Annotated in this window: 20 protein-coding genes and 1 other annotated feature; of the genes, 5 read left to right on the top strand and 15 right to left on the bottom strand. The window is 59.4% G+C overall.

Going from position 1 to position 22507, the window contains the following annotated elements; genetic code table 11:
• Positions 1 to 6: 6 nt before the first annotated feature.
• Positions 7 to 2592: a hypothetical protein gene (locus tag E5S69_RS08160; protein WP_058697641.1), complete on the bottom strand. Its 2586-nt coding sequence runs from the start codon at positions 2590 to 2592 to the stop codon at positions 7 to 9.
• Positions 2593 to 2840: 248 nt separating this feature from the next.
• Positions 2841 to 3206, bottom strand: a complete 366-nt coding sequence (locus E5S69_RS08155) for a hypothetical protein (protein ID WP_058697640.1) — start codon at positions 3204 to 3206, stop codon at positions 2841 to 2843.
• 392 nt (positions 3207 to 3598) lie between these two features.
• Between E5S69_RS08155 and E5S69_RS08150 the strand changes: the two genes are divergently transcribed.
• Positions 3599 to 3748, top strand: a complete 150-nt coding sequence (locus E5S69_RS08150) for a hypothetical protein (RefSeq protein ID WP_158577656.1) — start codon at positions 3599 to 3601, stop codon at positions 3746 to 3748.
• Positions 3749 to 4001: 253 nt separating this feature from the next.
• A protein-coding gene (locus E5S69_RS08145; RefSeq protein ID WP_412459403.1) for an IS3 family transposase occupies positions 4002 to 5185 on the top strand; the annotation gives its coding sequence in 2 pieces (ribosomal slippage) (positions 4002 to 4242 and positions 4242 to 5185; 1185 coding nt in all).
• Positions 4229 to 4345: a sequence feature (AL1L pseudoknot), on the top strand. It overlaps the preceding gene by 117 nt.
• Positions 5186 to 5504: 319 nt before the next feature.
• Here the strand turns inward: E5S69_RS08145 and E5S69_RS08140 are convergent.
• A complete protein-coding gene (locus E5S69_RS08140) occupies positions 5505 to 5645 on the bottom strand; it encodes a hypothetical protein (protein WP_158577655.1) in 141 nt (46 codons plus the stop codon).
• A 142-nt stretch (positions 5646 to 5787) separates the two neighbouring features.
• Here E5S69_RS08140 and E5S69_RS08135 point away from each other — a divergent pair, with 142 nt between their 5' ends.
• Positions 5788 to 6939, top strand: a complete 1152-nt coding sequence (locus tag E5S69_RS08135) for a PIN domain-containing protein (RefSeq protein WP_058697637.1) — start codon at positions 5788 to 5790, stop codon at positions 6937 to 6939.
• Positions 6940 to 7497: 558 nt separating this feature from the next.
• The gene (locus E5S69_RS08130; protein WP_233528052.1) at positions 7498 to 7938 is read left to right on the top strand and encodes a pyrophosphatase; all 441 of its coding nucleotides are present in this window, start codon (positions 7498 to 7500) and stop codon (positions 7936 to 7938) included.
• A gap of 4 nt (positions 7939 to 7942) precedes the next feature.
• Here the strand turns inward: E5S69_RS08130 and E5S69_RS08125 are convergent, their stop codons facing one another.
• The 9 genes from E5S69_RS08125 to E5S69_RS32890 form a co-directional block, all read right to left on the bottom strand.
• Positions 7943 to 8866, bottom strand: a complete 924-nt coding sequence (locus E5S69_RS08125; protein ID WP_058697636.1) for a hypothetical protein — start codon at positions 8864 to 8866, stop codon at positions 7943 to 7945.
• On the bottom strand, positions 8863 to 10818 hold the full coding sequence (locus E5S69_RS08120; protein WP_070940829.1) for a hypothetical protein: 1956 nt from the start codon (positions 10816 to 10818) through the stop codon (positions 8863 to 8865). Before E5S69_RS08120 ends, E5S69_RS08125 begins: the two co-directional genes overlap by 4 nt.
• Before the next feature lie 8 nt (positions 10819 to 10826).
• Positions 10827 to 11720 carry a phosphoribosyltransferase-like protein gene (locus E5S69_RS08115; protein WP_058697634.1) on the bottom strand — a complete coding sequence of 298 codons (894 nt, stop codon included), beginning with the start codon at positions 11718 to 11720 and terminating at the stop codon, positions 10827 to 10829.
• Positions 11721 to 11731: 11 nt separating this feature from the next.
• On the bottom strand, positions 11732 to 12991 hold the full coding sequence (locus E5S69_RS08110) for an HsdM family class I SAM-dependent methyltransferase (protein ID WP_158577654.1): 1260 nt from the start codon (positions 12989 to 12991) through the stop codon (positions 11732 to 11734).
• A 339-nt stretch (positions 12992 to 13330) separates the two neighbouring features.
• Positions 13331 to 13528: an H-NS family nucleoid-associated regulatory protein gene (locus E5S69_RS08105; RefSeq protein WP_233528051.1), complete on the bottom strand. Its 198-nt coding sequence runs from the start codon at positions 13526 to 13528 to the stop codon at positions 13331 to 13333.
• Positions 13529 to 13759: 231 nt separating this feature from the next.
• A complete protein-coding gene (locus E5S69_RS08100; protein ID WP_058697632.1) occupies positions 13760 to 16234 on the bottom strand; it encodes a DEAD/DEAH box helicase in 2475 nt (824 codons plus the stop codon).
• Between the two features lie 155 nt (positions 16235 to 16389).
• Positions 16390 to 17103 carry an RES domain-containing protein gene (locus E5S69_RS08095; RefSeq protein WP_116318646.1) on the bottom strand — a complete coding sequence of 238 codons (714 nt, stop codon included), beginning with the start codon at positions 17101 to 17103 and terminating at the stop codon, positions 16390 to 16392.
• Positions 17103 to 17723: a hypothetical protein gene (locus E5S69_RS08090; protein WP_058697631.1), complete on the bottom strand. Its 621-nt coding sequence runs from the start codon at positions 17721 to 17723 to the stop codon at positions 17103 to 17105. The genes E5S69_RS08095 and E5S69_RS08090 overlap by 1 nt, the downstream gene beginning before the upstream one ends.
• Before the next feature lie 11 nt (positions 17724 to 17734).
• Entirely contained in the window at positions 17735 to 18379 is a 645-nt protein-coding gene (locus tag E5S69_RS32890) for a single-stranded DNA-binding protein (RefSeq protein WP_081050237.1), read from the bottom strand.
• Positions 18380 to 19035: 656 nt separating this feature from the next.
• Here E5S69_RS32890 and E5S69_RS08080 point away from each other — a divergent pair.
• Positions 19036 to 19227, top strand: coding sequence for a hypothetical protein (locus E5S69_RS08080; protein ID WP_081050236.1), 192 nt, complete (start codon positions 19036 to 19038; stop codon positions 19225 to 19227).
• Positions 19228 to 19546: 319 nt separating this feature from the next.
• Here the strand turns inward: E5S69_RS08080 and E5S69_RS08075 are convergent, their stop codons facing one another.
• From E5S69_RS08075 to E5S69_RS08065, 3 genes are all read right to left on the bottom strand, one after another.
• The gene (locus E5S69_RS08075) at positions 19547 to 20539 is read right to left on the bottom strand and encodes a hypothetical protein (protein ID WP_150984231.1); all 993 of its coding nucleotides are present in this window, start codon (positions 20537 to 20539) and stop codon (positions 19547 to 19549) included.
• A 410-nt stretch (positions 20540 to 20949) separates the two neighbouring features.
• Complete coding sequence (locus E5S69_RS08070) at positions 20950 to 21204, bottom strand: H-NS histone family protein (protein ID WP_058697629.1); 255 nt, start codon at positions 21202 to 21204, stop codon at positions 20950 to 20952.
• Positions 21188 to 22366, bottom strand: coding sequence for a DNA-binding protein (locus tag E5S69_RS08065; protein ID WP_058697628.1), 1179 nt, complete (start codon positions 22364 to 22366; stop codon positions 21188 to 21190). The genes E5S69_RS08070 and E5S69_RS08065 overlap by 17 nt, the downstream gene beginning before the upstream one ends.
• Positions 22367 to 22507 lie beyond the last annotated feature (141 nt).

Here is a 22507-nt window from a genome sequence, read left to right as displayed (position 1 = left end):
CTCCGCTCATTTGTTGCCGAGCACCGTGTCGGCATCGCCGAATGCCACCAGGGCCAGGCCAAGCGCGATCTCGTCCGCCAGGAATTTGCGCCGCAGCGTGCCCATGATCTCCCCGACCAGAACAGGTGTCGGTGACTTCGCCGCACTGAGAAACCCAATCGCTAGATCCCGTGCCGCCCGATTGGCATGGCGACCTAGCACGTCCGTCATCGCCGCTACGACCATGCGCGCGCCATGCCTCAACAACACCGTCGGCAAGGTGCCCCCCGGCAGGTCTCCGTAGCCGGTGCTGCATCCAATGGTGATTGCCACGGGCGCCCCCATCCCGACATGCATCCGGGATATCCCCGCCAGGTTGAGGCCGACCTCTTCTTCCAAAAAGAGTTGGGTATTCTCCATGTGGACCACGAGCAGCAGCAGCGACGGGGACTGTTCGGCGACGCGGGCCTTCCAATGGGCCCAGGTTGGAAGCCTTTGAACCCCCAAGGACTTTTCGATGTCGGCGAGTCGAACCACCGCGTGTGGAGCGACGTCTTCGTCTTTGAAGTCATCGGCGCGGTCGCTTGCCGCGAAGGCGACGGTAGACAAGTCCTTGATCTCCAGTCGCGTCCGTGCTCCTGGTGCGGCCGGTCTCCACAGAGGCGCGGGAAGTCCAGGCTTCCATGTGTGTCGTTCGACGATCGCGGACACGCCGACAAAGCCCATGGGGCACAGCTGCACGGCGGCCTCCCGAATGGGACATCCCGGAATGGCATGTCCGCTCTTCAGGCATCCGTGGCGTTGTGAGCACAGTTCCGCATCGCTCGACTCCGGCACTGTGCCTTCATAAAGATACTCGATCGGGAAAAAGGCATTGCTCTGCGTCACCAGCTGGACGCGTGTCAGTTGGCCCGGCCAGGTGGGCACGAGCTCGCGGAGGCTGGACAACAGCAGGGAACCCTGATTGGCCAGGTCAAGCAGCATCGGCGCAAGCGGCGTTTCGGGGTCCACCACGGCCTGTTGAAGGATAGCCAACAGCTTTTTGCGGGCCTTCTCGGTGTCCGTATCGGTCAGCGGGGAGAAGATCGCTTCGCCCTCGGCGGTAATCAATGCGACGCTGGGCTGGTTCCCGAGGCTGTCGTTGACCAGCAGGGCCAAGTCGAAGTTCTGCTTCTTGCGATGAACGGGCGTCACGACATTCTCGATGAAGAAGTGGATCGCCTCTCCAGGGGCTGATTGAAGGCGAGCGGTCTGGAGAATGCGCGCGCCGTCGCTCACCACGAGGCGCAGATCGACGGGACCGTTCCTGATCTCGCGAGAAAACGTGACAGCCTCGGAATCCCCCGTCCTTCTCACGGTCAGCGGCCGAGTGACCGGAGCACTTCCGATCTCAAGCAGGTGGACCATCAAAACTTTACTGTCGCCGTCCCACTCGACCTGCTGTTCCGGGAAAGCCGGGCGAAGGCTGTGCAACGGCGTCCTGAGTCGGATATCGACGACGATGTCCACCACGCCATGAAGAGGCCAAGTCTCGAGCTCCCGATGGCCCTGCCGGACACGGGAATCCAGCACCCTCTCCATGGGTGGAACGTGACGCTTGGCGTCGGTGCCCGGCCGTTCGCCATCGATCGTCGGCAAAAATGGCGTGAGCTCGGGGGCATCCAGCAAGACCTCTGGCGACGGGGCTGCTCGCTGCGCATGGGTCAATCCGAGGTAATCGCCGCGCCTCTCCTTGATCAAACTCTGGCGCAGGAATCGGGCGCTACCCACGATAAACGTTTGAGTTGATGCCAAGATTCGGCCGCTGGCATTCGATTGAGCATTGGCTTCCTCAATGGCGTCTCCGAGGGGCAGTCCAAACTCACCCCATGACGTCAGCTGAAGTCGGAGCCATTCGGTGATCTGTCCGTCATCGACGTCGACATGAATCACGCACTGCGCGCTGAACCGGTCCCGCAGACTCTCGATCTGGGCCAGCAGATTTCCCCCCTGCCTGCCATACAAGATCACGACCCGAGCCGCGACCATATCGCCCAGTGCCGCCAACGATTCGGCAACGACGATGTCGGCGACCTTGGCATCAGGACGCCAGACGACGTGGCGAGGCAATACCTCGTCGCTGCGAAGGCGATCGAGCGCGAACCGAGTGCCTGCGATGACGCGCAGCGGCGATTGCTCGGTCGCAGTCAATGGGAAACGGGGTCGAGTGTTCCGTGGCCAGTCCGCGAAGACGCGCTCAGGCCCCACGACCGTCGAGAGCTCAAGGGCGACCGAATTGACGGTTTCGGCATGTCCTGGCCAACTCCATACCGACCTGACCACCTTGATGCACAGCGGCCCGCGACGATTCAGCGACGCGAACGCCCGGGCAATAGAGATGGCGACCAGCGGATCCACCCACTTGTCGGCCTCCATCACGCTCGCGTCGCCGCCCCACTTGGCGAGACCACTCTTTGGCACCGCACGTTCCAGCGCGTCACGCGCGTCGCCAGGGTCGTTCCACCAGGTCCAATCATTGCTTTCGAACAGAATACCGAGCCCCGCCCGCGCGGCGGGGCCAAGGTAGGCGTCCTCTTCGCCCAGCCATTGGATGTCCTTGTCTTTCTTGTCCATTCGGAAGTGCCAGAGATCCCTCCGCCTAAATCATGCGGGGAAGGTGAAGGCCAATTGAGCCAGAGAGCCCCGGCTGTAAGGCAGTCGACCTCGCGCCGTCTGGAAAATTTTCCAGGCCGCCATGAAGGCCATGCAACGTACGCCGTTAAGCCATAGGCTGGGCACCGCGTGAGCTTCTAGTTCGCTTGGGGCAGGACGGATGCGCCTAACGTAGCCCGTTCAAAAGCTCTTGAACGGGCTACGGGGCATCATTGCGATGCTCGCTTGTCGGCGGTGAAGTAGAGATAGAGTAGCCCAACGGGAGCTACGAAAACCGCAAAAACCCAGCAGAACGCCATAGTGATGTACTTGGCAAGGAGCATCAAGAACGCGTTCATGAAGAAGGCGTTGTTACCAAGGATATAGCTGACAACACCTTCGTAGACAAAGCGTGAGTAGGGGTAGAGAAGCGAGCTCACACTTAGGAAGAGCACCATCGCGAGTGACATCCACTCACTCTTGCTATGGCTCCAGGCAAATATGAAGATCGCTGGGAAGATGAGGCCGAACAGGAAGTGGCGAATATAGCTTTGGAGCGAAAGGCCGCCAAACGACTTAACAAGTGCGGGATGCATGTGCTTACAATGATAGTTTGCTTGTACGGCGACAATTGCGCCTAAGCATGTAGTACGGCAAATCTTGCAAGGCTTTCATACCTCTTCGGTAGGGGGTAGTGAGTTCCTGCTCAAGTAATGAGCACCTCGGCACTGCTCACACCGATATTTTGATAATTGAGCGTCGGTGGACCGTACTGCACCGGACGCTCTTTGCACTTCGGCCCGATCCTGCCGCCAGCTTATCCCCAAGCGATGCTGGAGGACATCAAGCTTTTTCGCCAATGAGCAAGCGTGCCCAGGCTTCGCCGGCTCGCGCAGCGCCTAACATCGACAGTCATCGTTTTCGCACAACCGAATTCTGTACGTTCTCGTCGCGCGCTGTCGCCAAGATCCAGGCTGGCGACTGAACGATGCGTTCGGGCAAGCTACAAAATGGCTTCAAACATCGGCCGGAAGAACAATTTCCTGCAGCGATTCTTGAAGCAACTTTGTTACCGTCATCGCTCAATCGGCGTGCCGGCGGAGCAGCAGCAGGAAAAAAATCGTGCAAACTGACATGAATCGTTGGTTTGCATAATTTTGTTCCTGGATTTTGCAGCATTTTGTTCCCGACCCCAATGGGCAGTTTGCCTGGCACGCTGGAGAACGCACGCGGGCGGTAAGCGCGGCAGGCTCCGCTAGCTCGCGCAGCGCCAGCGGTCAGCGATGGGCACCGTTTTCGCACAATGAACCGCCCCGGGTTTTGAGGAGGCTCCAACTCTTGAGAGCAAGCAGAACAAGTATTCCCCCGAAGTCCGCGAGCGAGCCGTTCGCCTGGTGCTGGCACAACGTGGAGAGCATCCGTCGCTGTGGGCGGCGGTCAACGCCATCGCCCCGAAGATTGGCTGCTCGGGCCATACCTTGCTGAAATGGGTTGAGCGTGAGGAGATTGACCGTGGGCAGCGGGATGGCGTCACGACTGTCGAGCGTGAGCGCCTCAGGGAGCTAGAGCGGGAGAACAAAGAGCTGCGCCGTGCCAATGAGATCCTGAAGCTGGCCAGCGCGTTTTTCGCCCAGGCGGAGCTCGACCGCCGGCTCAAGTCCTGAAGACCTTCGTCGATGAACATCGCGATGTCTTCGGGGTCGAGCCGATCTGCAAAGTCTTGCAGATTGCCCCGTCGTGCTACCGGCGCCATGCCGCTCGGCTTCGCGATCCGTCGCGACGCAGCGCCCGGGCGATTCGTGATGAGCGGCTGAGGCCCGAGATCAAGCGGGTCTGGGAGGACAACATGCAGGTCTATGGTGCGGACAAAGTCTGGAAACAGATGAACCGGGAAGGCATGGCAGTGGCGCGCTGCACGGTCGAACGACTGATGAAGCAGCTTGGCCTGGAGGGGGTGTGCCGGGGCAAGAAGAAGCGCACCACGGTGGCCGACGACTCGGTGCCGTGCCCGCTGGATCGCGTCAAGCGCCAGTTCCACGCCACACGGCCCAACCAACTGTGGGTGAGTGATTTCACCTATGTTTCAACCTGGCAGGGCTGGCTATACGTGGCCTTCGTGATCGACGTGTTCGCCCGGTGTATTGTTGGCTGGCGCGTCAGCACTTCGATGACCACGGACTTCGTACTGGATGCCTTGGAACAGGCACTTTACGCGCGTCAGCCCGACAATGATGGGACACTTATCCACCACTCGGACAGGGGGTCGCAATACGTCAGCATTCGCTATACCGAGCGGCTCTCGGAGGCCGGTATTGAACCATCGGTCGGCAGCCGTGGCGACTCCTACGATAATGCGCTGGCTGAAACCATCAATGGCCTGTACAAGGCCGAACTGATCCACAAGCGTGGCCCCTGGAAAACCCGTGAGGCCGTGGAGCTTGCAACCCTGGAATGGGTGGCCTGGTTCAACAACCACCGCCTGATGGAACACCTCGGCTATATCCCGCCGGCCGAAGCTGAGGCAAACTACTACCGGCAACTTAGCGACACCGCTGCCGCGCCGGCATCAACTTAAACCAAACAGCCTCCTCGATACCCGGGGCGGTTCACAATCCAATTCTGTTCGTGGTCGTCTCTCAAGCGGTGGTGGCTTTGACTTTGGTGCAATTTGCGACGGTTCCCGAACTCAATTGCGTTGCGGGTAGGGCCAGATACCATTTCACACCGTAATGAAAGGCATCAGTTGCAGCGGACTAAGCAGAATTCCGGAAGCAAAGCCAAACACAAAATTTAAGAAAAACAGCTACTCACCCTCCAGAGTCCAGTCGTAAATTGCATTGGGATGAAGACTACCCCGCCAGCAGCGTCCGGGAAGCAGTCCTGCAGCACGCCGGTCATCCCTCGACGCGGCCCGCGGTCGGGCTGTAGTTGGCGCACAGGATGTCGATGGTCAGCGCGTAGACGGCTCGCCCGAACCGGGTACAGCTACTTCCTGTCGGGGCCTCACGCTGGTGCACCCAGAAGATGCGGGCCATGTCCGAATCGCATCGCCTCGGTGGATCACAAAGGCAATAGCATGGAACCTACCCCCGACATTACTATCTAGGTGCAGTCGGGCATGAGCGCGGCGCTGCTCCTGTACCATACCAAGACTATATCACTTGAAACTCTGAGAAAGTGCATAAAGAGGAACTCAAAGACTGGCTGGCCCGCGGCCGTGTCGGGGCGATTGCCATCGACACGAACGTGTTCGATGAGGAAGGGCAAAACATCCATGATGGCAACCTCCCGTTGCTTCGGCAAGTCGAGCAGGCCGGCAAGCGGCTGTTGGTTCCGGACGTTATTGCTCGGGAAATGGAAAGTCATCTGCGGGAAAAGTTTGGCCAGGAGAAAGCCTTCGACTCGAAGGTCCTGAAGCATCTAAAGAAATTTGCCGCCGACGAGGTGGTCAGCGCTGTCGCGCGCGCCATCCACGAGCATGATCGGGATGCGAAGAAGGCGCTCGACGCCTTCTTCGCGAATGTGACGGCGACAGTGATTCAAGCTTCCGACTACACGTCGCTTGAGTCGGTGATGGATCGATACTTCGCTTCGGAGCCGCCATTTGAGCCAGGCGGAAAAAAGAAAGCTGAGTTTCCGGACGCAATCGCTCTGCTCAGCCTCGAAGGATGGGCGAATAAGAACGATACGAAAGTGCTTTGCGTTACGAAGGACGGCGACTGGGAGCGCTACAGCAATCAGTCTGATCGCCTACTCATCACACCTGAACTCGAAGATGTTCTCGCAGCTTTGGTCCTTGTACGGGGCGAAAAGTTGCCCGATCGTGTCCGCGCTGCCGCCGCCATCTGGCTTGAGTCGGAAGCCGCCAAAGAGAAAATTGAAGCCAGCATCCAGTTCCACCTTGATGACCACTCTCCCTTCGTCGATGCCGACTCATATTGCGGTTTTAACGACGAGGTCGTCGAACTCTATCCAAAGCGCGGCTCGCTTGCGATTGATGCGGCAAATGTGGCAGTGCTCTCCGCCGACCATAGCGACGCAGTCATTTCGGTATCTGTCGACTTCGTCGCAAAGGGGAGATTTTCCTTCGACTTCTTTGTTCCCGACTCAATCGACAAGGATGACGTACCGGTTGGCCACGCCTATGCGACGAGTGAAACCGAGGTGAGAGCCGATCTTTCGATCGGGCTCTATCTCGAGGATTTCGCGGCAGACGAAACCCAGGTGCTGTCGGCGGACGACGTTACGGAGATCACTGTCAAGATGTCGGGCCTTCACTTCGACGTTGGGACGATCGGTCCGGACTATTCGAACGATGCACCGGACTAGAGTGCCTTGGGTCGGACGCTCAGTAAGACGCATCCGAACCGCAGAGAACGGTCGGCCCGGGGCGCTCGCAGTTCCGCAGCTCCATCCTGCCAAGATTGGTCAGAAAGAGGTGCTCGGCGCCTTCCCCTCCGATATGTCGGTTCGCGGCAGAGGGGCGGTCATTACTGAACCAGCCCGTGGACGGCTGCATCGAGTCGCGAACCGCCACCCAAGCTCCGTAGATCGCCAGGATCGAGGCAGACAGCGGACCAATTTATGTTTTAGTATCTCTGGCGAGGTCGAGTATGAAACGAAGGCGCAAGGACGCACTCCATCGGGTACTGGCGCACGATCGCTTAAGGCTGAAAGTGGCGCGGCGCGATCGGAAAATTTGACAAGGAACAATGCGGAGATTTCCGCTATTCGCCCGCCAGCTGTCAACAGGTGAACGTGTACGACTTGGAGCAGATCCGCGGGCTGCACCCCCGCAGTGCGCAGAGACGTTGATTAGTATTCTAGAAAGGTTCTACGCCTCGATTCTGTTACCGTAGACCCTTCAGACTTTATTGGAGAATAAGATTGAGCAACCCGTCCTTTGCAAAGCGCATCGCCGAGATGAACGCGATGTACAAGCTGCCGGCGCAGCCGACGCCGGCTCTGCCGGCGGACCCAGCCGATCGGCTGCGCAAGTTCAAGACAACCCTCCTGGATGAGGTAAACGAGATCGACGAGATCATCGCGGCCTGTGAAAGTAAGGCTGAGCCCATCGATGTGCTGGTCGCGGTCGCTGACCTGCTGGGTGACGTGATTGTCTACTGCCGATCAGAAGCGCTGAAGTACGGAATCCCACTCGAGGATGTCTTGAGCGTGATCATGGATAGCAATGAGAGCAAGCTGGGGGCTGACGGCAAGCCCATCTACGACAGCAATGGGAAGTTCCTGAAGGGGCCGAACTATTGGAAGCCGGAGTCGAAAATCAAGGAACTGCTTCAAGCGGCGATTGGCAGCGCCAAGACCTGACGCGTCAACCGGCCGTAGCGGTTGGGGCCGCGTCGTCGCCGCGGTCCACCGTCACTGTGAAGCGGTGCCAGAGATCCACTCCCGTCGACCGCTTTTGCTTGCGGCGCGGATGATCGAAGAGCAAACCAACTTGCTCAGGATAGACACTCGCAAAAATCGCTGACGCAATGCCGCAGGGCTTAGGGCCGATCGGCGCGACAAACATCCGTCTGTCGGTGCCGAGAGCGTCGCGTGTTCGCTCAAGGCACTCGAACGCCGCTTCCGGGTCGTTGGCCGAGCAGTAGTCGAGTTGCAGCTTGTGCTGCTCCAACGCCGGCAGGTGCGGGATGATAGCGTCGAGCTCCCACCCGGGATGGTAGGCGGGTATACCGAAAACCAGCTTGACGTCCTTCGAGGTGATCATCTGGTACTCTTCGAGTGCTCGGTCAAGTCTTTCAGGCTCGAAGCCCAGGAAGAAGACACCAGCTTCGACTTCCTCGCTGGACAGATCGACAATCGCGTTGGGGATGGCAACATAGCCGCGCGTCGGTTCGGACAGGGCGAACTGGTCGGCGCCTTTGCTAACCCGCGTGTATTCCCCCGGTTCGACGTAGATGATATTCACTGTCGTCGCGCCACTGGCCAGCAACGCGTTGGCGGCGCAGAACAGCTCCGCGAAGCCGAGCGTAGTGGCTTCCAGAAACACTTTGCGCCAGTCGTATCCACTGAGCAACTCAACTGCCAGGTCACTCGGTTTCGTTTCGCCGCCGACTGTAAGGGACATGTCTTCGACACCAAAACTGAGCATCACGCGGGCGTCCTTCGGCGCGCACCCGCATGCCGACTCACCGCGCTCATCAAGCTCCTCGCCGTGCAACAGGACGATGTCGTCTGGAAGACTGAGGTCGGCGGCGCTGCTTCCAGAGACTGAAAAGAACCGGACCCTCATGACAACAGCAGGCCGAGCTGAAGCGCATCGGTATCCGACAGCTGGCGCGCAAGCCCGCGCGCGAGATCGCGGTACTCATTCTCGTTGCCCATGATAAGCATGTGAAACTGCTCCACTGATATTTCTAGCTTGCGCTTTCGTCTGTAGCTGATCTGAAAGTATGGCGCGTAGATTGGATTCAGCTGATAGTCCACGATATCCTGGCCAACCCCCGATTTGGATTTGGTTTCCAATTGCTCGACCAAAACCCCGTGCCGTAGCGCCTCCGCGATGAATGCTAGCTCGTCACCCTGCAAAGGACGGCCGCCAGAGTTGATTGTGAACTGATTTTGCTCAGGCTCGCTCATCGCAGGGCTGGCTTGCAGTGCTCTGAAAATGCTTCCTAACCTGAGCACAAACACTCGTAACTGCTCGCCGAAACGCCCGAAGGTACGGATTTCCTTGATCAGCTGTTCGGAGGCGTCATAGGCCGCCCGGCATTGAATATCAACTGCATAGGGTGGTTCAATCTGATCGCGCAGCTCTGCGACCTCGAGAGTTTTGTAGCAAAGGATTAGAAAATTCCGAAGGTTGTTGTTCGACATCGTGCAAAGCGTGTCGAAGCCACTGTACAGCGGACATTCGCGGGCGAATGGCCGATACAGCTCCAAAATCGCCCCGAAGAGATTGTTGTGTATCCATGTGGACTCGAAGGAGCCTTTGCGGTTCTTGGAGAATTTCTTGAGCTCCGCCAGAACATTGTCTGGAAGCAGCGTTTCCCGGTTTAACAACGCGGGGAGCGTCACCAACGCTTCCGCAGGCGCACCTTCAAACAGGAAGTCCTCAACAGCCAAATTGCTCCTGCGATCCTTGAGTGCCTTGCTTATCCGGCGATAAAGGCTTTCCTTCAGCGTCTGAACTTGAAGCGCGTTCGCTGCAATTTGCTTGTCAGTGACGTCGGGAAATCGCGTGCGCATGTCCGCGACGACCTCCCTTTGGTACTGGGGCTTCTGGCGCTCGGCTAGACGTGCATGGGAACAAACAACGTCGAGCAACTCACTATCAAATCGCCCAGCCGCAATGTCCAGGTTGCCGAGGAAAACCTCGGCAAAGAATGGCATGGCAGCTCCGCTAAGCTCCAGATAGTAGTCGAGGTCAACCAACCGGTAGTCGTGGGTGGCGTTAATCGACTCGGGGCCGGACGTATCGTTGTTGGAGGGATGTTCCTTTGACGTGAAGTTGATGATCAGCGGTCGCTGGCTGTGTTTTAGGAACGAGTTCAGGACATGCCGCTGATATGGCACGAGGTTTTCGATTTCATCTACGTAAACAAAGACAGAAAGCGTTGCCAACGAAGCTTTTGCGCGGAGGTCACCCACCAACGACAAAATGAAGTCTCGCCCGGGTGGCAGGACGGGACAGTCCATCGCTTTCACATTGGAAACCCACGTCGTGAACTTGCGTCTTATCGACTCTAGGTATTGGACCAACTGCCGAACGCCTGTTGGCGCATCGTCCAAGTAGTCGGCGGCGCTAGGAAGCGTGAGAGCCGCGAGGTCGTCCGAATTAAAATTCGGAAAAGAACTGTTGGCAATGGCTTCGACCGCACGGAGCAACTCGGTGGCGATGACGAGCCCGAAGTAGCTTTCAAAGACGACGCTCCACTCGGTGTCCTCTATGCCTCGATGCTTGAGCGAGCTGCAGAACTGGGTGTCGACACGCCAGTAGATCCCGATATGGTCGATAGCGTCTGCAGGAATGTCCTTCCTGCGTTTCGAGAACGCCGTGTGGTAATCGAAATATTTCAGCAGCATGGTCTTGCCACAACCACGCTTGCCAGTGATGTAGGCCGACTTGGTGGCCGTCGTCAGTGCCAATCGGTCGAAATAGGGTGGAATAAAGAATTCACCCCATACATCGGCGTCATGTTCCTCGGCGCGCGTGCGCGCTAGCATGGAGGCGTTAATTTGCATGGTCAAGCTCACCGTTCAACCAGCGGCTTCCAACTCGGGGAGACGTCCCAAAGTAGCTGAATCGAATCATCCGGCACTCCGTGCTCAAACGCGACCAGTGCCCCGATATTGCCATAGCCGTTGCCGCCATTTCCGTTCGCAAAAGGTTGATTGCGCTTGTGCACGTCATCATAGACTTCCAGCGGGGATTTCTCATAGCTCCATTGCCCGGTCTCAATCCACTTTTGAGACAGAGATTGAAAGCACATGTCTGCGGTCAGGAGCTCGCCATAAATTAGCGGCACGTTCGGGAACTCCTTCTTTAGATGCTCGCAAGCCGTCTTGTGAGCCATCGCAACAGCGATCGCGACGCGCCCATGAGAAAAATCGATATCCCATCCCCGCAGGAAGTTCGCAAGCTGGACGCCTGTATATGTTCCGTCGTCTACGACGATGAATCGTTCATCTGGCGGCAAGACTTTGACGTCAGAGGGATACTGCTTGTCTATACCATACCGCTGGTTAATCAACCTGGCGATCAGGTCACCGCTCTTTCCGGGCTGGGTTGGCAAGCCGAAAGTCGGAAGCGACGGCGGACCGCAGTAGAAGGTCAGACCAGCGTGGCGTTTAAGCGCATCATTCCACGCAACGTTCTCCCGCAGGCCTAGCTGATCGACAAAGTGGATGGTCGCCTGTTTCAGGGCCTGCCGCATGGAAGACTGCAACTGCTCGTTAGTACGAAAAATCAGGTTTCGTAGGATCAGCCAGGCTAGTGTCTTTTCTTCCGGCGCTTGAAATTGTTTGACCCACTGCTTGATGCGCTCAACGCTAAGGGGGGACCGCACGCCTGTGCGACTAAGCCAGTGAACCGCCCGCTCGACGGAAAGCTGGTCGAAGCTACCGATTTGAGGAATCTGCGACATCGTGAGTCAGGTTAGAACTGAATCTCGAACAAGTTGGTCTTCGACATAAACCTTGCAGCCACACCATGCGCGGAAGAAGCCAGGGCATGCCTACCCAGATCGCTGTCGAAGAACCGATACAGGCGCTCGCGATGTTCATCCATCGCACGCAACGCAAAGATGCAATCGCTAATAACGCATGGTCCGTGAACTACCAAGGCTAGTCGGTCTTCAAGGGATCGGCCCACGCGAGCAAGCAAAATGTCGCCCGGCAGCGCCAGCCGGGCCTCTTCCAACATTTGCTGAGCTTTGCGTTCGCTAAGCGCAAAGCGCTTAGGCACGACCCTCACGGCGTGCTCGCCTAGCGGTTCTGAAAAGTCGCCGAGGTGGAACACCGGAGCCGGGAACGCTGAAATTGACGATGAACAGACTGTCCCTCGCACGACGTCCGTCAATGCTTGGCGTACGGACATCCGCATCGGCCCTTCGCCACTTCGCTGAGGTGACACGACTCGCGCATGAAAGGTGAAATCGAGCCGTTTGACAGCCGCTTCCTGCAGGATCTCGATCGGCACGCTGAGTTGCCCGTCGGAATCCATCTGCCTAAGCGTCACTTGATTCGTCTCGCCGGCGCTCTTAGACAGCACGGCGAGGTAGGTTTGAGCCTCAGTGCCCTTGAACACTCCACGCGGTAGCTGAACCACCTGCTCAATCAAATGTTGTCGAAGCAGGGTCTTTCGCACTCCGGAGAATCGTTCGGCGGTGATAAGGCCGTCAGGAAGGATCAGCCCAAGCTTTCCGTTTTTGCGCAATAGGCGCAAGTTCTGAGCAAGGAAGAGAAGGTCTGCGCCGGCGTCGTGCAGCGAGGCAAGCGTGCCTGACAATCCGGCATCCTCTAGAATTTTGCCAAAATCAGATCGCCACTTGGGCCGAATGTACGGCGGGTTGCAGACTGCCACGTCCACCGTGCCGGGAGCCAAGCCAATCTTGTCGGATAGCGCAGCGTCGAGCACGTCGTGGACATAATGACTGTGTCGGCGGCCGGTCCCGACCATGTCGGCATCCAGGGCCTTCGGAGCGCGGCTGTCGACGTCGACTGTCACCAACTGGGCTTTGTGCCAGCGAGTCGCGGCAGCGGTGCACAAGGAGCCAGAGCCAGAGCCCAACTCAAGAACTAGCTTCGGCTTGGCTACCTCGATCCTATCAACCAATGATTGGCTGACAATGGGCGTGGTGTAGTACCGCCCCCAAGGGTCGGATGTATGACCTGCTCGAGCCAGAACTTGACCCATACCACTTGTTGACGTAGCCATCTCCCTCGTCTGTCACAGCACTGTTATTCTGTGGAGTCGCTACAATTCCAGTGCGGCATGTCCGTAGCAAGACGTGCTAGTGTATCCTAGTTAATGCTCACGATCGGCGACCTCGCGCGCGTTGAACGTTGGAACTGCATTCACGCGTCCAGATTGTGACAACTTCTGCAGAACATTAATCGTGCATTGAAGCGAGCTTCGCTAAACCGCCCGGGCCATGGCACCCCATTGAGGGGCGCCCGGGATTCGAAAGGAGTCCGCCAATCCTCGGCAACCTGAAATCTTCAGCACCCCGGTACCCCGCTCTGTGCGAACGCCTTATCCGACCCGGAAAAACTCCACGCTCTGCCCCGCATTGACCGCCCGCTTGAGCCACGACGGCATCTCGCCCTGCCCGTCCCAGGGCAGCCCTTCCGCGTTGCGATAGCAGACCACCGGCGGTGAGGGTGGCAGCGGGGGCGGATCAAAGCACCCCGCCGCCTCCAGTTCCTCCAGTGTCAACCCATAGTCGGCCATCTGCGCCTGGATTCAGCGGATCGAGTCCGCCCGCTCAGCTTTTGCTGCCATCGTTGCCGTCATCCGAGTGGCCGGGCAGCGTCCCTGCGAAGGTATCGAATCGACATCGGCCGCGCGCCAGCGTCAGGTGATGTCCGCCGACGGAATTCCCTGCGGCCAGGCGCGCAGGGCTGATGCCCGTGTAATCAGCTCCAGGGCGCCGGGCGGGGAGGCCGAAGTCACCGCCATGAACTACGGCTTCATCGCTGGCAGACTTCCGACAATCTGGGCACCAGCAACGCCGCACTCATTCAACCGCCGGCCAACCGTTGCTGGATCGGTGAAGAGCGGCCCATCGAAGGTAAGGCTTAGCACAACCTGCCGCAGACGATCGATGATGCTCATCAGCACCGCTTCGCTCAGCAGGCGAGGACCGAAGCCAATGTCCTCTGCCCGGTCGGCTGCCGTGACATTGGTCGCAAACACCGGTACTGGCTTGGGTGTACCTGGGGCCAGCGAATCATCACACCACTGCATGCTGAGGACGAGTTGCGCTGCCTCTGTCTTGAAGATGGGCGCAGTCTTCTCGCTTTTCGCTTCAATGCAGAGCCCGCAGTCATCGAACAGCCAGAGAACATCCGGTCCCCGACCGGTCTCCTTCTCCGGGCGATTGGAGGTCGCGCCGAGCAGTTCGCCTAGTTCATGCAGACCACGCTCGACGACCTCTGCCGAATTGCCGTACGAAAGCTTCGCACGGACCTCGTCCAATCGCGCCACAGCTGCATTGGCAGAGGCAAAGCTGCTGAACGCCTGGCACACGGCAATTGCCTGATTGGTCAGCCGCGCGAACTTGCGATCTGCGACCTGCTCCGGTCGCGGAAACTTGGTGTTCGCTGCGAAGACGGCCTTGTACGTCTCCGCCGCTTGGGCGGGACTGAACTGATTGAGATACGTCGCAACCCAATAGAGGATCTCGGCCTTCTGGATAGGATGCAATTGGGACGCGTTCGCCGCCTCCCGCAAGCGGGTGACCGCCCCCTGGAAGTTCTTGGCTTTGGCCAGCATCCACGCTTCCCGCATCGCCACCGCAGCCGCTTCGAATGGAGTCAGTGCAGCTGGTCTGGGCTGCCTTGCCTGAACTTTGACGCGCACACGGTGCGCTTCCTTCCAGCCCTCATTGCGGCCCAGCAGGGCCTGCCCCATCTCCGCGATCACGGCGGAAATAGGCCTGCCCTTTCCCGCGTTCTGTGCAAGTTCTCGACCGAGATCCAGTTGCAGACGCGTCCGCGCTTCAAGAAGCGCGACGACGTTCTTGCGGCCGATGAATGCCGCGATGTCGGGGCCAACCAACAGGACCGCCGCATAGTCCGCGCTCGACCGGACTGCGCGCCCCAGTGCCTGCTCGAACTTGTTGACAGTTCTGACTTCGTACTCGGGACTGTCCTTCTGACGGAAAGCATCGGCTTGGTCGGTGATGCGCTCACCGCTCGGGATACCGTCGATCACCAGAATGCGGCAAGCGTCGTCGGGCAAGTCGACGCCATCAAAGCGCTGCGCAAAAACGACATAGTTGCCGATCGTGGTGCGAAGCCGCTCCAGTGCGCCGGCGAACTCGGTGTCCTGAGACAACGTGGCACCAGCATCGGTCCAGGTCTTCGCTTGTGCCGCCGAGGTTGTCAGCACGACGACGTTGGTCTGCTTGGAAAGTTGGGCGCAGACGGCGGCGATCTCCTCCTTCTTGCATTCTGCACTGATGAGGGATGTCGGCAGGATCATGCGCTCACCGGCCCCCTCATCTTCAGCCGGCTCGACAATGCGCCCGTACGCCGCTGGGTCGCAACCCAGCACGGCAATCAGCCCCGAGATATCCTTGATACTGGCCGACATGAACAGCCGGTGCTTGGCTCCGGCATAGGCGGACACCTCCTCAACCGGCGGGACCTGCAGCACAATTTCGGCGGACACGCCCGAAATGCAGCAGCGCGCCAGTTCGAGATAGCGCGCGATGTTTGGCCAGGTGAACCGCAGCGACTTTTCCGTCTTGTGAGGATCCAGTATCTGTGCCACCTGACCGCACACCTGTGCCCAGATCCAGTACGGCACTTCATACAGGGAAGCGACATCATTCTTCATGATGCCGGCCCACGTCGCAGCATCGGTTGGTTCGCACAAGGGCCTAAGCAAAGTCCGGAGCTGATCGAGACACTCTGCCGGCACTTGGACGGTATAGTACTTTCGCACACGTTCGGTGCCAGCATGCACGTCATCGAGCACGATGGCCGAGGGCCGGATCGCCTGGCTCTCGAAGACTGAGCCGCTTGTGAACAGCTTGTCGTACGTGCAAGCAAGAATGGCATCACCGCTCATGGCCGCGTAGGGAAGGCCGGTGCCAAAGGTGGAGACACTCACGCCAATTGCCTGCCCAGTGGCGACAACTTGTTCGACAAGCTGCCTTGTCGGGCACAGATAGACGACGGGCTCCCCCTTGTACTTGCGGCGCATCATCTCCGCATAGATCAGGCCGAGGATGGTCTTACCCGAGCCCGTGCTGAGCTTCATGATCACGTCGCGCTGTACGAGCTGCAGATCCAACGCAGCGAGCGCTGCAAGCTGCGCCGGGCGCAAGCCCGTATGGGTAGCCCTTCTATCCAGTTGCTTGAACAATTCGGCAAGCGTCGCCGGCACTTCAGCCGCCGTCGTCTTCGCCAACGATCCGAAATCAAACATCCACTGACTCCTTTATCCGATTCCTATTCCAGCCAAGCCGCCATTCGTGTGGGCCGTTCTGCATAGCATGAGCCGAGCAATGGACCCGTCCCGGCATCACCATAGCTGTCGTAGCCATGCCGCACCCCGCAACCGCTGCACATGGGAGAGCCGACTCATCGGTCCACCGTAAATCCCCCCTCGAAGGGCTCCGCGTAGCTGCTGTCCCTCCGGAGCGCGTTGAACTCGGGCATTTCAGAGAAGCGCACGACCTGCACATCGACCTGGCGGCGCCATTGCCCCAGTGAGCCGGATTGCACAGCCAGCGCAAGATGGCCCTTATGCTTACGCGACGGATAGCGAAAACCGATCGGTGCGCCGCCGTCGGCAAAGCTCGCCAGGACGTCGAACATCCGCAGGCCGAACCACTGACACCAGTCGTATTCGCCCTCGTGGATGCGATCATAAATGCCCAGCTTGCTGAGAACGGTGCCGTCAAGATCGAGGATGGGGATATCCGCTTGCACGGTGAAGGTCGCGATCAGGCCCGTCTCCGCAATGGCTCGGGGGATATAGAACGTGCCCGGCTGCGTGATGTCGTTCGTGCAGAAGCCGGATTCCCACAGTGCAGTCGTGAGATCCTGGGCGGCATACATCCAGTAGATCGGGTAACGCCCTCCCTCACCGGCCAATGCGGCGGGCGGTCCGAATCGGTAGGTGCGCTCCACGTGTGGCGGGATGACCGCGGCCGGATGCCGGACGGCGCGGACAATCCGGGTGCCGGCCGGCACGAAGACCACCGCGCCGTCCAGCGCCCGACGCAAATGGTCAAGGGTAGGAAGAGTAGCGGCAATCGAAGCCGGTACGACAAATTCTCTTGGTATCAACATCAACTGATCAGATCCGAACTGCGCGAGGACAGCGCGGCCAGCTGCGTGATCACCCTGCCCTGCCGCTCGCTTGCGGCTTGAGCAAGGTGGCCACGCTGCGCAGCAGTTAGCGCCGCTCGCGATTCGAACGCCCTGCCCGCCAGCAACTCGGCCGGCGTCAGGTCGTCGAAGGCGTCAACCGGCGTCACCCAGAACGCATGGATTTCGCTGCTCGGCAGGTTTTTCATCTGGCGCAGGACCGGAGTCAGCAACTCGGGCACCGGCGGCGCGAATTGCCAGGCCGGGAATGCGCGGCCAATCGCCTTGCCGCGGGGGGTGACACAATAAAAGCGTGCATCCTCCACCGCGCGATACAGCGTCGCCTGCGACATGGCCACCAGACCTTGCGCAATGACCTCCGAGGGCTTCAGATATGACACGGCGAGGCGGTCTTCGACTGCCGCCGCCGAGGCGGGGCTGGAGAGCGTTGCCGTCAGGCACTGGCGCACAATGGCCATTACGCGGGCACGCTCGCCAGCGTCGATGGTCTGCTCCAGTTGCTCGTCAATGTCGTGGACCAATTTCTCGACCAGTTGGGGGCCGGGTGCGACGGCAGCCGGCGCGTGAAAACGCGGTGTCATATCAAACTCCTTCAAATGACCGCAACCGGCGGGGCAAAGGCCGGGTGAATCGTCGCCTCCCGGTCGGCGTGGTGGCACGACACTACATGACCAGCGAGGAAGGACCGGACCTGAGCGGCCAAAGCAGAAAGGCGGTGCGTCCGCCGGGATTCCGCAATCGAGGCGCGAAGAGCGCTGCGCACAAGACGGCGAACGACTGCCGTCAATCTGGCCGGAACGTGTCCTCCCAGCAGGTCTAGATACAGGAGTGCGCGCGTCTCCCTGGTGTCATACCCGAATTCGACGACATCCCTCAGAAGTCGCCAGTAACGGTGGGCCACTGCGAGGCGGATGTTCGCGACCGGCGCGTCGGACGGCAGGCACCGTACTTCGGGACCCTCGCCCAGCTGGCCCACCAGGATGACGCGATTGACCTTAGGCTTCGCCGGCGTCTCCAGACCCGGATCCGCTTCCCCGCGCACCTCGGCGGCGATCTCGATCGTCCGCGGGCCGAGCAGCTTCCGATAAAGCGCACTGAGCGCGGCGACATCGGCCTCGTAGACGGGCTCGCGGTCGTCTGCTTTGTTCACCCCCGCTTCCCGAAGCCTCTCGAGAAGCGTGTCCGGCTCGATACGCATGCGGGCGGCCAGATCGGCCACACTAGAATAGGAACTCATGTCAGAGGCAGACGAACTGTGGATGATTCCCAGAGGCTACTCAATTTTCTCAACATTCGCAAGATTCTCACTGAGAAAATTTAGCAAACGTCATTTAGCGAAAGAGCTGCGCCGAACAATGAGTTCTATCATTCACAATCCGTCGCCGGCTCAAGGTTGACGCCGCTGACCATGGCCCGCAGCCGACTTTCCAGCATCAAGCGCAGACACGTTCGTGCCCCCTTGTCTTCCTCGACGCCCATCTCGAGCAACGTTCCCGCTCTGCGGCTAAGCAGTGGAGGTCGGGCCCGGCAAGTTCTACCCCGCGGGGTCTCCTGCGCCGTTGATCGAGGGGGCGATCCAAGGCGATGAGTTGCCGACCTATGGCAGAACCTGGCGCACCCGGCTACATGCCATGAGGTTTCCGGAATACAAGGGCGGCCTGAATTCACTACCGCCGAATCGGTGGCCAAGCCCACCCGAGAGTCGCCCCCGCCCTTATGCGCTGAAGAGCATAAGGGCGCATCTTGGCCGCAGGCCTTGAACGTTCGGCGTACCCTACCGGCAGGTTCCTCGCACCGATGCATTCACTGCCGTTCTCATCGTCCTCCGTGGCACTCGATCCACGGACCAGCGGTCGGAGTTTCCGTCTTCCGACGCCGACAAAGGAGGCCGACGTGCTGAGTCCGCACGAAATCGCCGCGCTACTGCTGATTGGCGATGCGCAGGGGATTGATGACCTCGAGCCAGATCAATTAGATGGCCAAAAACTGGTCACGATCGAGCGCGGACATGCCCGCGGCCATGCTTACCCTCGTCTGACGCGTCAAGGACAGTCCATGCTCGAGGCCGTGCGAAGCAGTCGGTAAGACTATCCCTGGGCCGAGGGCGGCGCAATTTCGTCGCGCCTTGCCCGGCTGGTTCCGGACTGCGGGCAACCGGTTCGGCACAACAACCGCTAGCCACCTTGGCATGGTCAGCGGACGATATCGTGCCTTATCTCTGTGCCCGGGCAACGCCAGCCTCACGTTCTTCCTGGCCCAGCACTGCAACTAACCGTCGCCAACCAGGAATGGCTGAAGCGGCAACGGCTGTAGCCGGTTCCGGTCGCTCGAGCAGCGACCCGGTCGGGCATCCGAAGGTCCGCTCGCTCAGTTGCGGAGCGTTCCGACCATCATTTTGGTGTCCTTAGTATTCGGACAGATAACCGGTACCGTACTTTCGCTCAAACTCGCTCATGTATTTTTTCCATAGACCAAGACGCTTCATTTCTTGGATACACTCCTCTCGATTTGACATCGTCGCTCGATAGCGGTCCGTTAGGGCGAAATTCAATACTGCCTCAGGAGTTTTGTAAGCATCAGATCGCACGATAGTCTCACTGAACATTGTGTGATGTGCTACCGACCGCAGGAACCCATCAAACCCAAGCGTACCTAGAAGTTTTTTGTTTGCATCCAGCGCGATCTTTCGAAGCAAATGAGAGCAGAGAATCGCTTGGGTAGGTTCGATAAAAACATCCTCGTTGATCACGTACTTTCGAAGACCGTTGGATGCCTTGTCCAAGAGGTTACTCACCAGCTTATGTACGTCTGCATCAGAAGAATGTTTGACAAGTGCGCGCGACGCACGCCCGTTTCGATGAGCGATGCAGTTTCGACAAAGTCGAAAGTACCTTACCACCTTTAAGATCGGATCGATCGACCTTCCGTCCCATCCGTTTTTGGCATAGAAAGCGCGCAGTCGTTCTTCCGAGTCGTCATCATCATCATTTTCTTCGCCGTCGTTAATATTTGTTTCCTCTATAATTGTCGGTGTCGCTTTATTCATTCCGATATGCCTGGATGACTCTGTGGCCGAATAAAATCGATGCAACTCCGCTTTCGTCCCGATGAGGAAGTCATCAAATGCTGAGAAGACAGAGATTAGGGCAAAGGCTGAGATGGAAGCGTGAGTTCTTCGCTGAATGTCTATTGACATATCTCTGACAGGCGGGGTATTCCAAGACGGATGCGCAAGCTTTATAAGATCGTGCAACTTGTCTGAATCCTGCGGCTCAGCCGAATGACGAACTAACAACAATGCGGAGGAGAGGGCTACCTTCAGGTAAATATTCAGATCTTCATGAAAATAATGGAAACCGCGATATGGGTCGAGTTGAGCATTCGATATATCAATCATTAGAGTTTTTCTGGTTGTTCGGCCGCCTGCAATATAGCCCTTGGCGGTGGCCCGATGGTAGGGGTCATCGTACTTTCCGTGCATTTCCTGACGACGACCTGCAGAAAGTGTCAATCTATCAATGACTTACAAATGCCACGTGGTGATCCAAGGCGCAGAGAGACCGTGCAAGAGGTGGCTCAGCGGTCCGCTACCGCCATTTTTTACAAAAAGTACGATGACCCAGCTAACGCGCTTTTGGACATCATCAGTGCGATTCGCTCCACGCGCGGCCCAGGACATCGCCGCTTGGTCTGCTGGCCCTCCTCAAGGTCTTCCAGAGGGACACCCGGGATTCCCAAATCCGCCATATCCTCTGTAAACCTATGATTGGAAAGGAAAATATATCCCTCGCAGCAGCCGAGCTTCGTTTATCCGGCCCGAAAAAACTCCACGCTCTGCCCTGCATTGACCGCGCGCTTCAGCCAGGACGGCATCTCGCCCTGCCCATCCCAGGTCAGTCCCTCGGCATTGCGGTAGCAGACCACGGGCGGCGGAGGCGGTGGGGGCGGGGGCGGCGGATCGAAGCACCCCGCCGCTTTTAGCTCTTCCATCGTCAGCCCATAGTCGGCCATCTGATCCTGGATCCAGCGGATCGCCGCCGCCCGCTCAGTCTTTGCTGTCATCGCTGCTGTCGCTTCTGTGACTGCTCTCGCTGCCATCTTCCGGGGTGAGGGAGGCCGTCGGCGCCCCCTGATTTTCGTCCAGTTGTTCGCCCGGCTTTTCGTTTAGCCGGCTCCCGGCCTTGCGCCGCCGCGCACCACCGTCTCGCTCAGGCGGCGCCAGCCGCAACTCTGCCAGCAGCTGCCGCACCAGCGCCGCTTCGGCCTCGGCGCGCTCGGCCCGGCGCTGCGCCGCCGCGAGCTCCGCCTGCACGGTGTCCAGGTCGCTGACGGATTTGCGCTGCGCCTGCTCGGCCACCGCGAGCCGATCGGCTAGCGCCGCGGCCTGCGCTTCCAGCTTAGCCCGGCCCTCCGCCTGCGCCACGGCCGCATCACGCGCCTCGCCGCGTGCCGCCGCCAGTTCACCGCGCAACGCTTCGGCCGTGCGTTCGCTCTGCTGGCGCGCCGTGCGCTCGGCGTCGAGTTCGCGCAAGCTGCGCCGCTCGCTGGCTTCGGCGCGTTCCTGCGCGAGCGTTACCGCCTCGCGCGCCCGCTCCAGCTCGGTCGAGAATTGGGTGCGCAGCGCGTCCAGCTGGCGCCGGCCCGCCTCCAGTTCCGTCCGCCCCGCCTCGAGCCGGGCCTGCGTGGCGGCGTGGGCCTGTCGCTCGGCGGCCAGCTCCGCCTGCACGGTGTCGTGCGCCTGCCGGGCTTCGGCCAGCTGGGCCGCGATCGCCGCAGCATCCTCGCGTGCGGCCGCCGTCTCCGCGCGCGCCGCATCCCGCTCGGCTTCCGCTTCGCTCGCGGCGTGACGCGCCTCCGCGCGCAGCGTCGCCAGCTCGGCGGACGCGGCCTCGTTGGCCGCCTGCCAGATCGTCTGCACCGCATTGGCGGCGATCGACTTGAGCGCCTCCGGCAGGTCCGGATGGTCGATGGTGACGCGCGTGCGCCCGCGCAACTCCTGCCAGAACGCCTGCAGCACCTCCGCCGGCGTGCCCATGCTGCCCTTGCGCACCAGGCTGTAGAGCTTGTTGGCGGTGGGCGTGACGCCGTAGCGGAAGAACAGCAGGCCGCAGACCTCGCGGTACAACGCGCGGGTCTCGGGGAAGCGACTGCGTAGCTCGGCAATGTCGTTGGCCATGGCGGTCTGCAGCGCGGCGTCGGTCAGATCCAGGTCGGCAGCGGGCATAGGGAGAAAAAAACAGAAATGTTGATAAATATTACTACGTAATACGTTATATATACAATTTTCTTGGCGATACTTTAGACATAACTGCGCTTATGTCTATAATTGCGAAGCTAGCTGTGACTTTTTAGACCCCCGCGTTGG

Source organism: Cupriavidus necator (assembly GCF_013141915.1).
GTDB classification, from domain to species: Bacteria; Pseudomonadota; Gammaproteobacteria; order Burkholderiales; family Burkholderiaceae; genus Cupriavidus; species Cupriavidus necator_B.
Note: the sequence above shows the minus strand (reverse complement) of the source record. Positions and strands in the feature narration are given on the sequence as shown.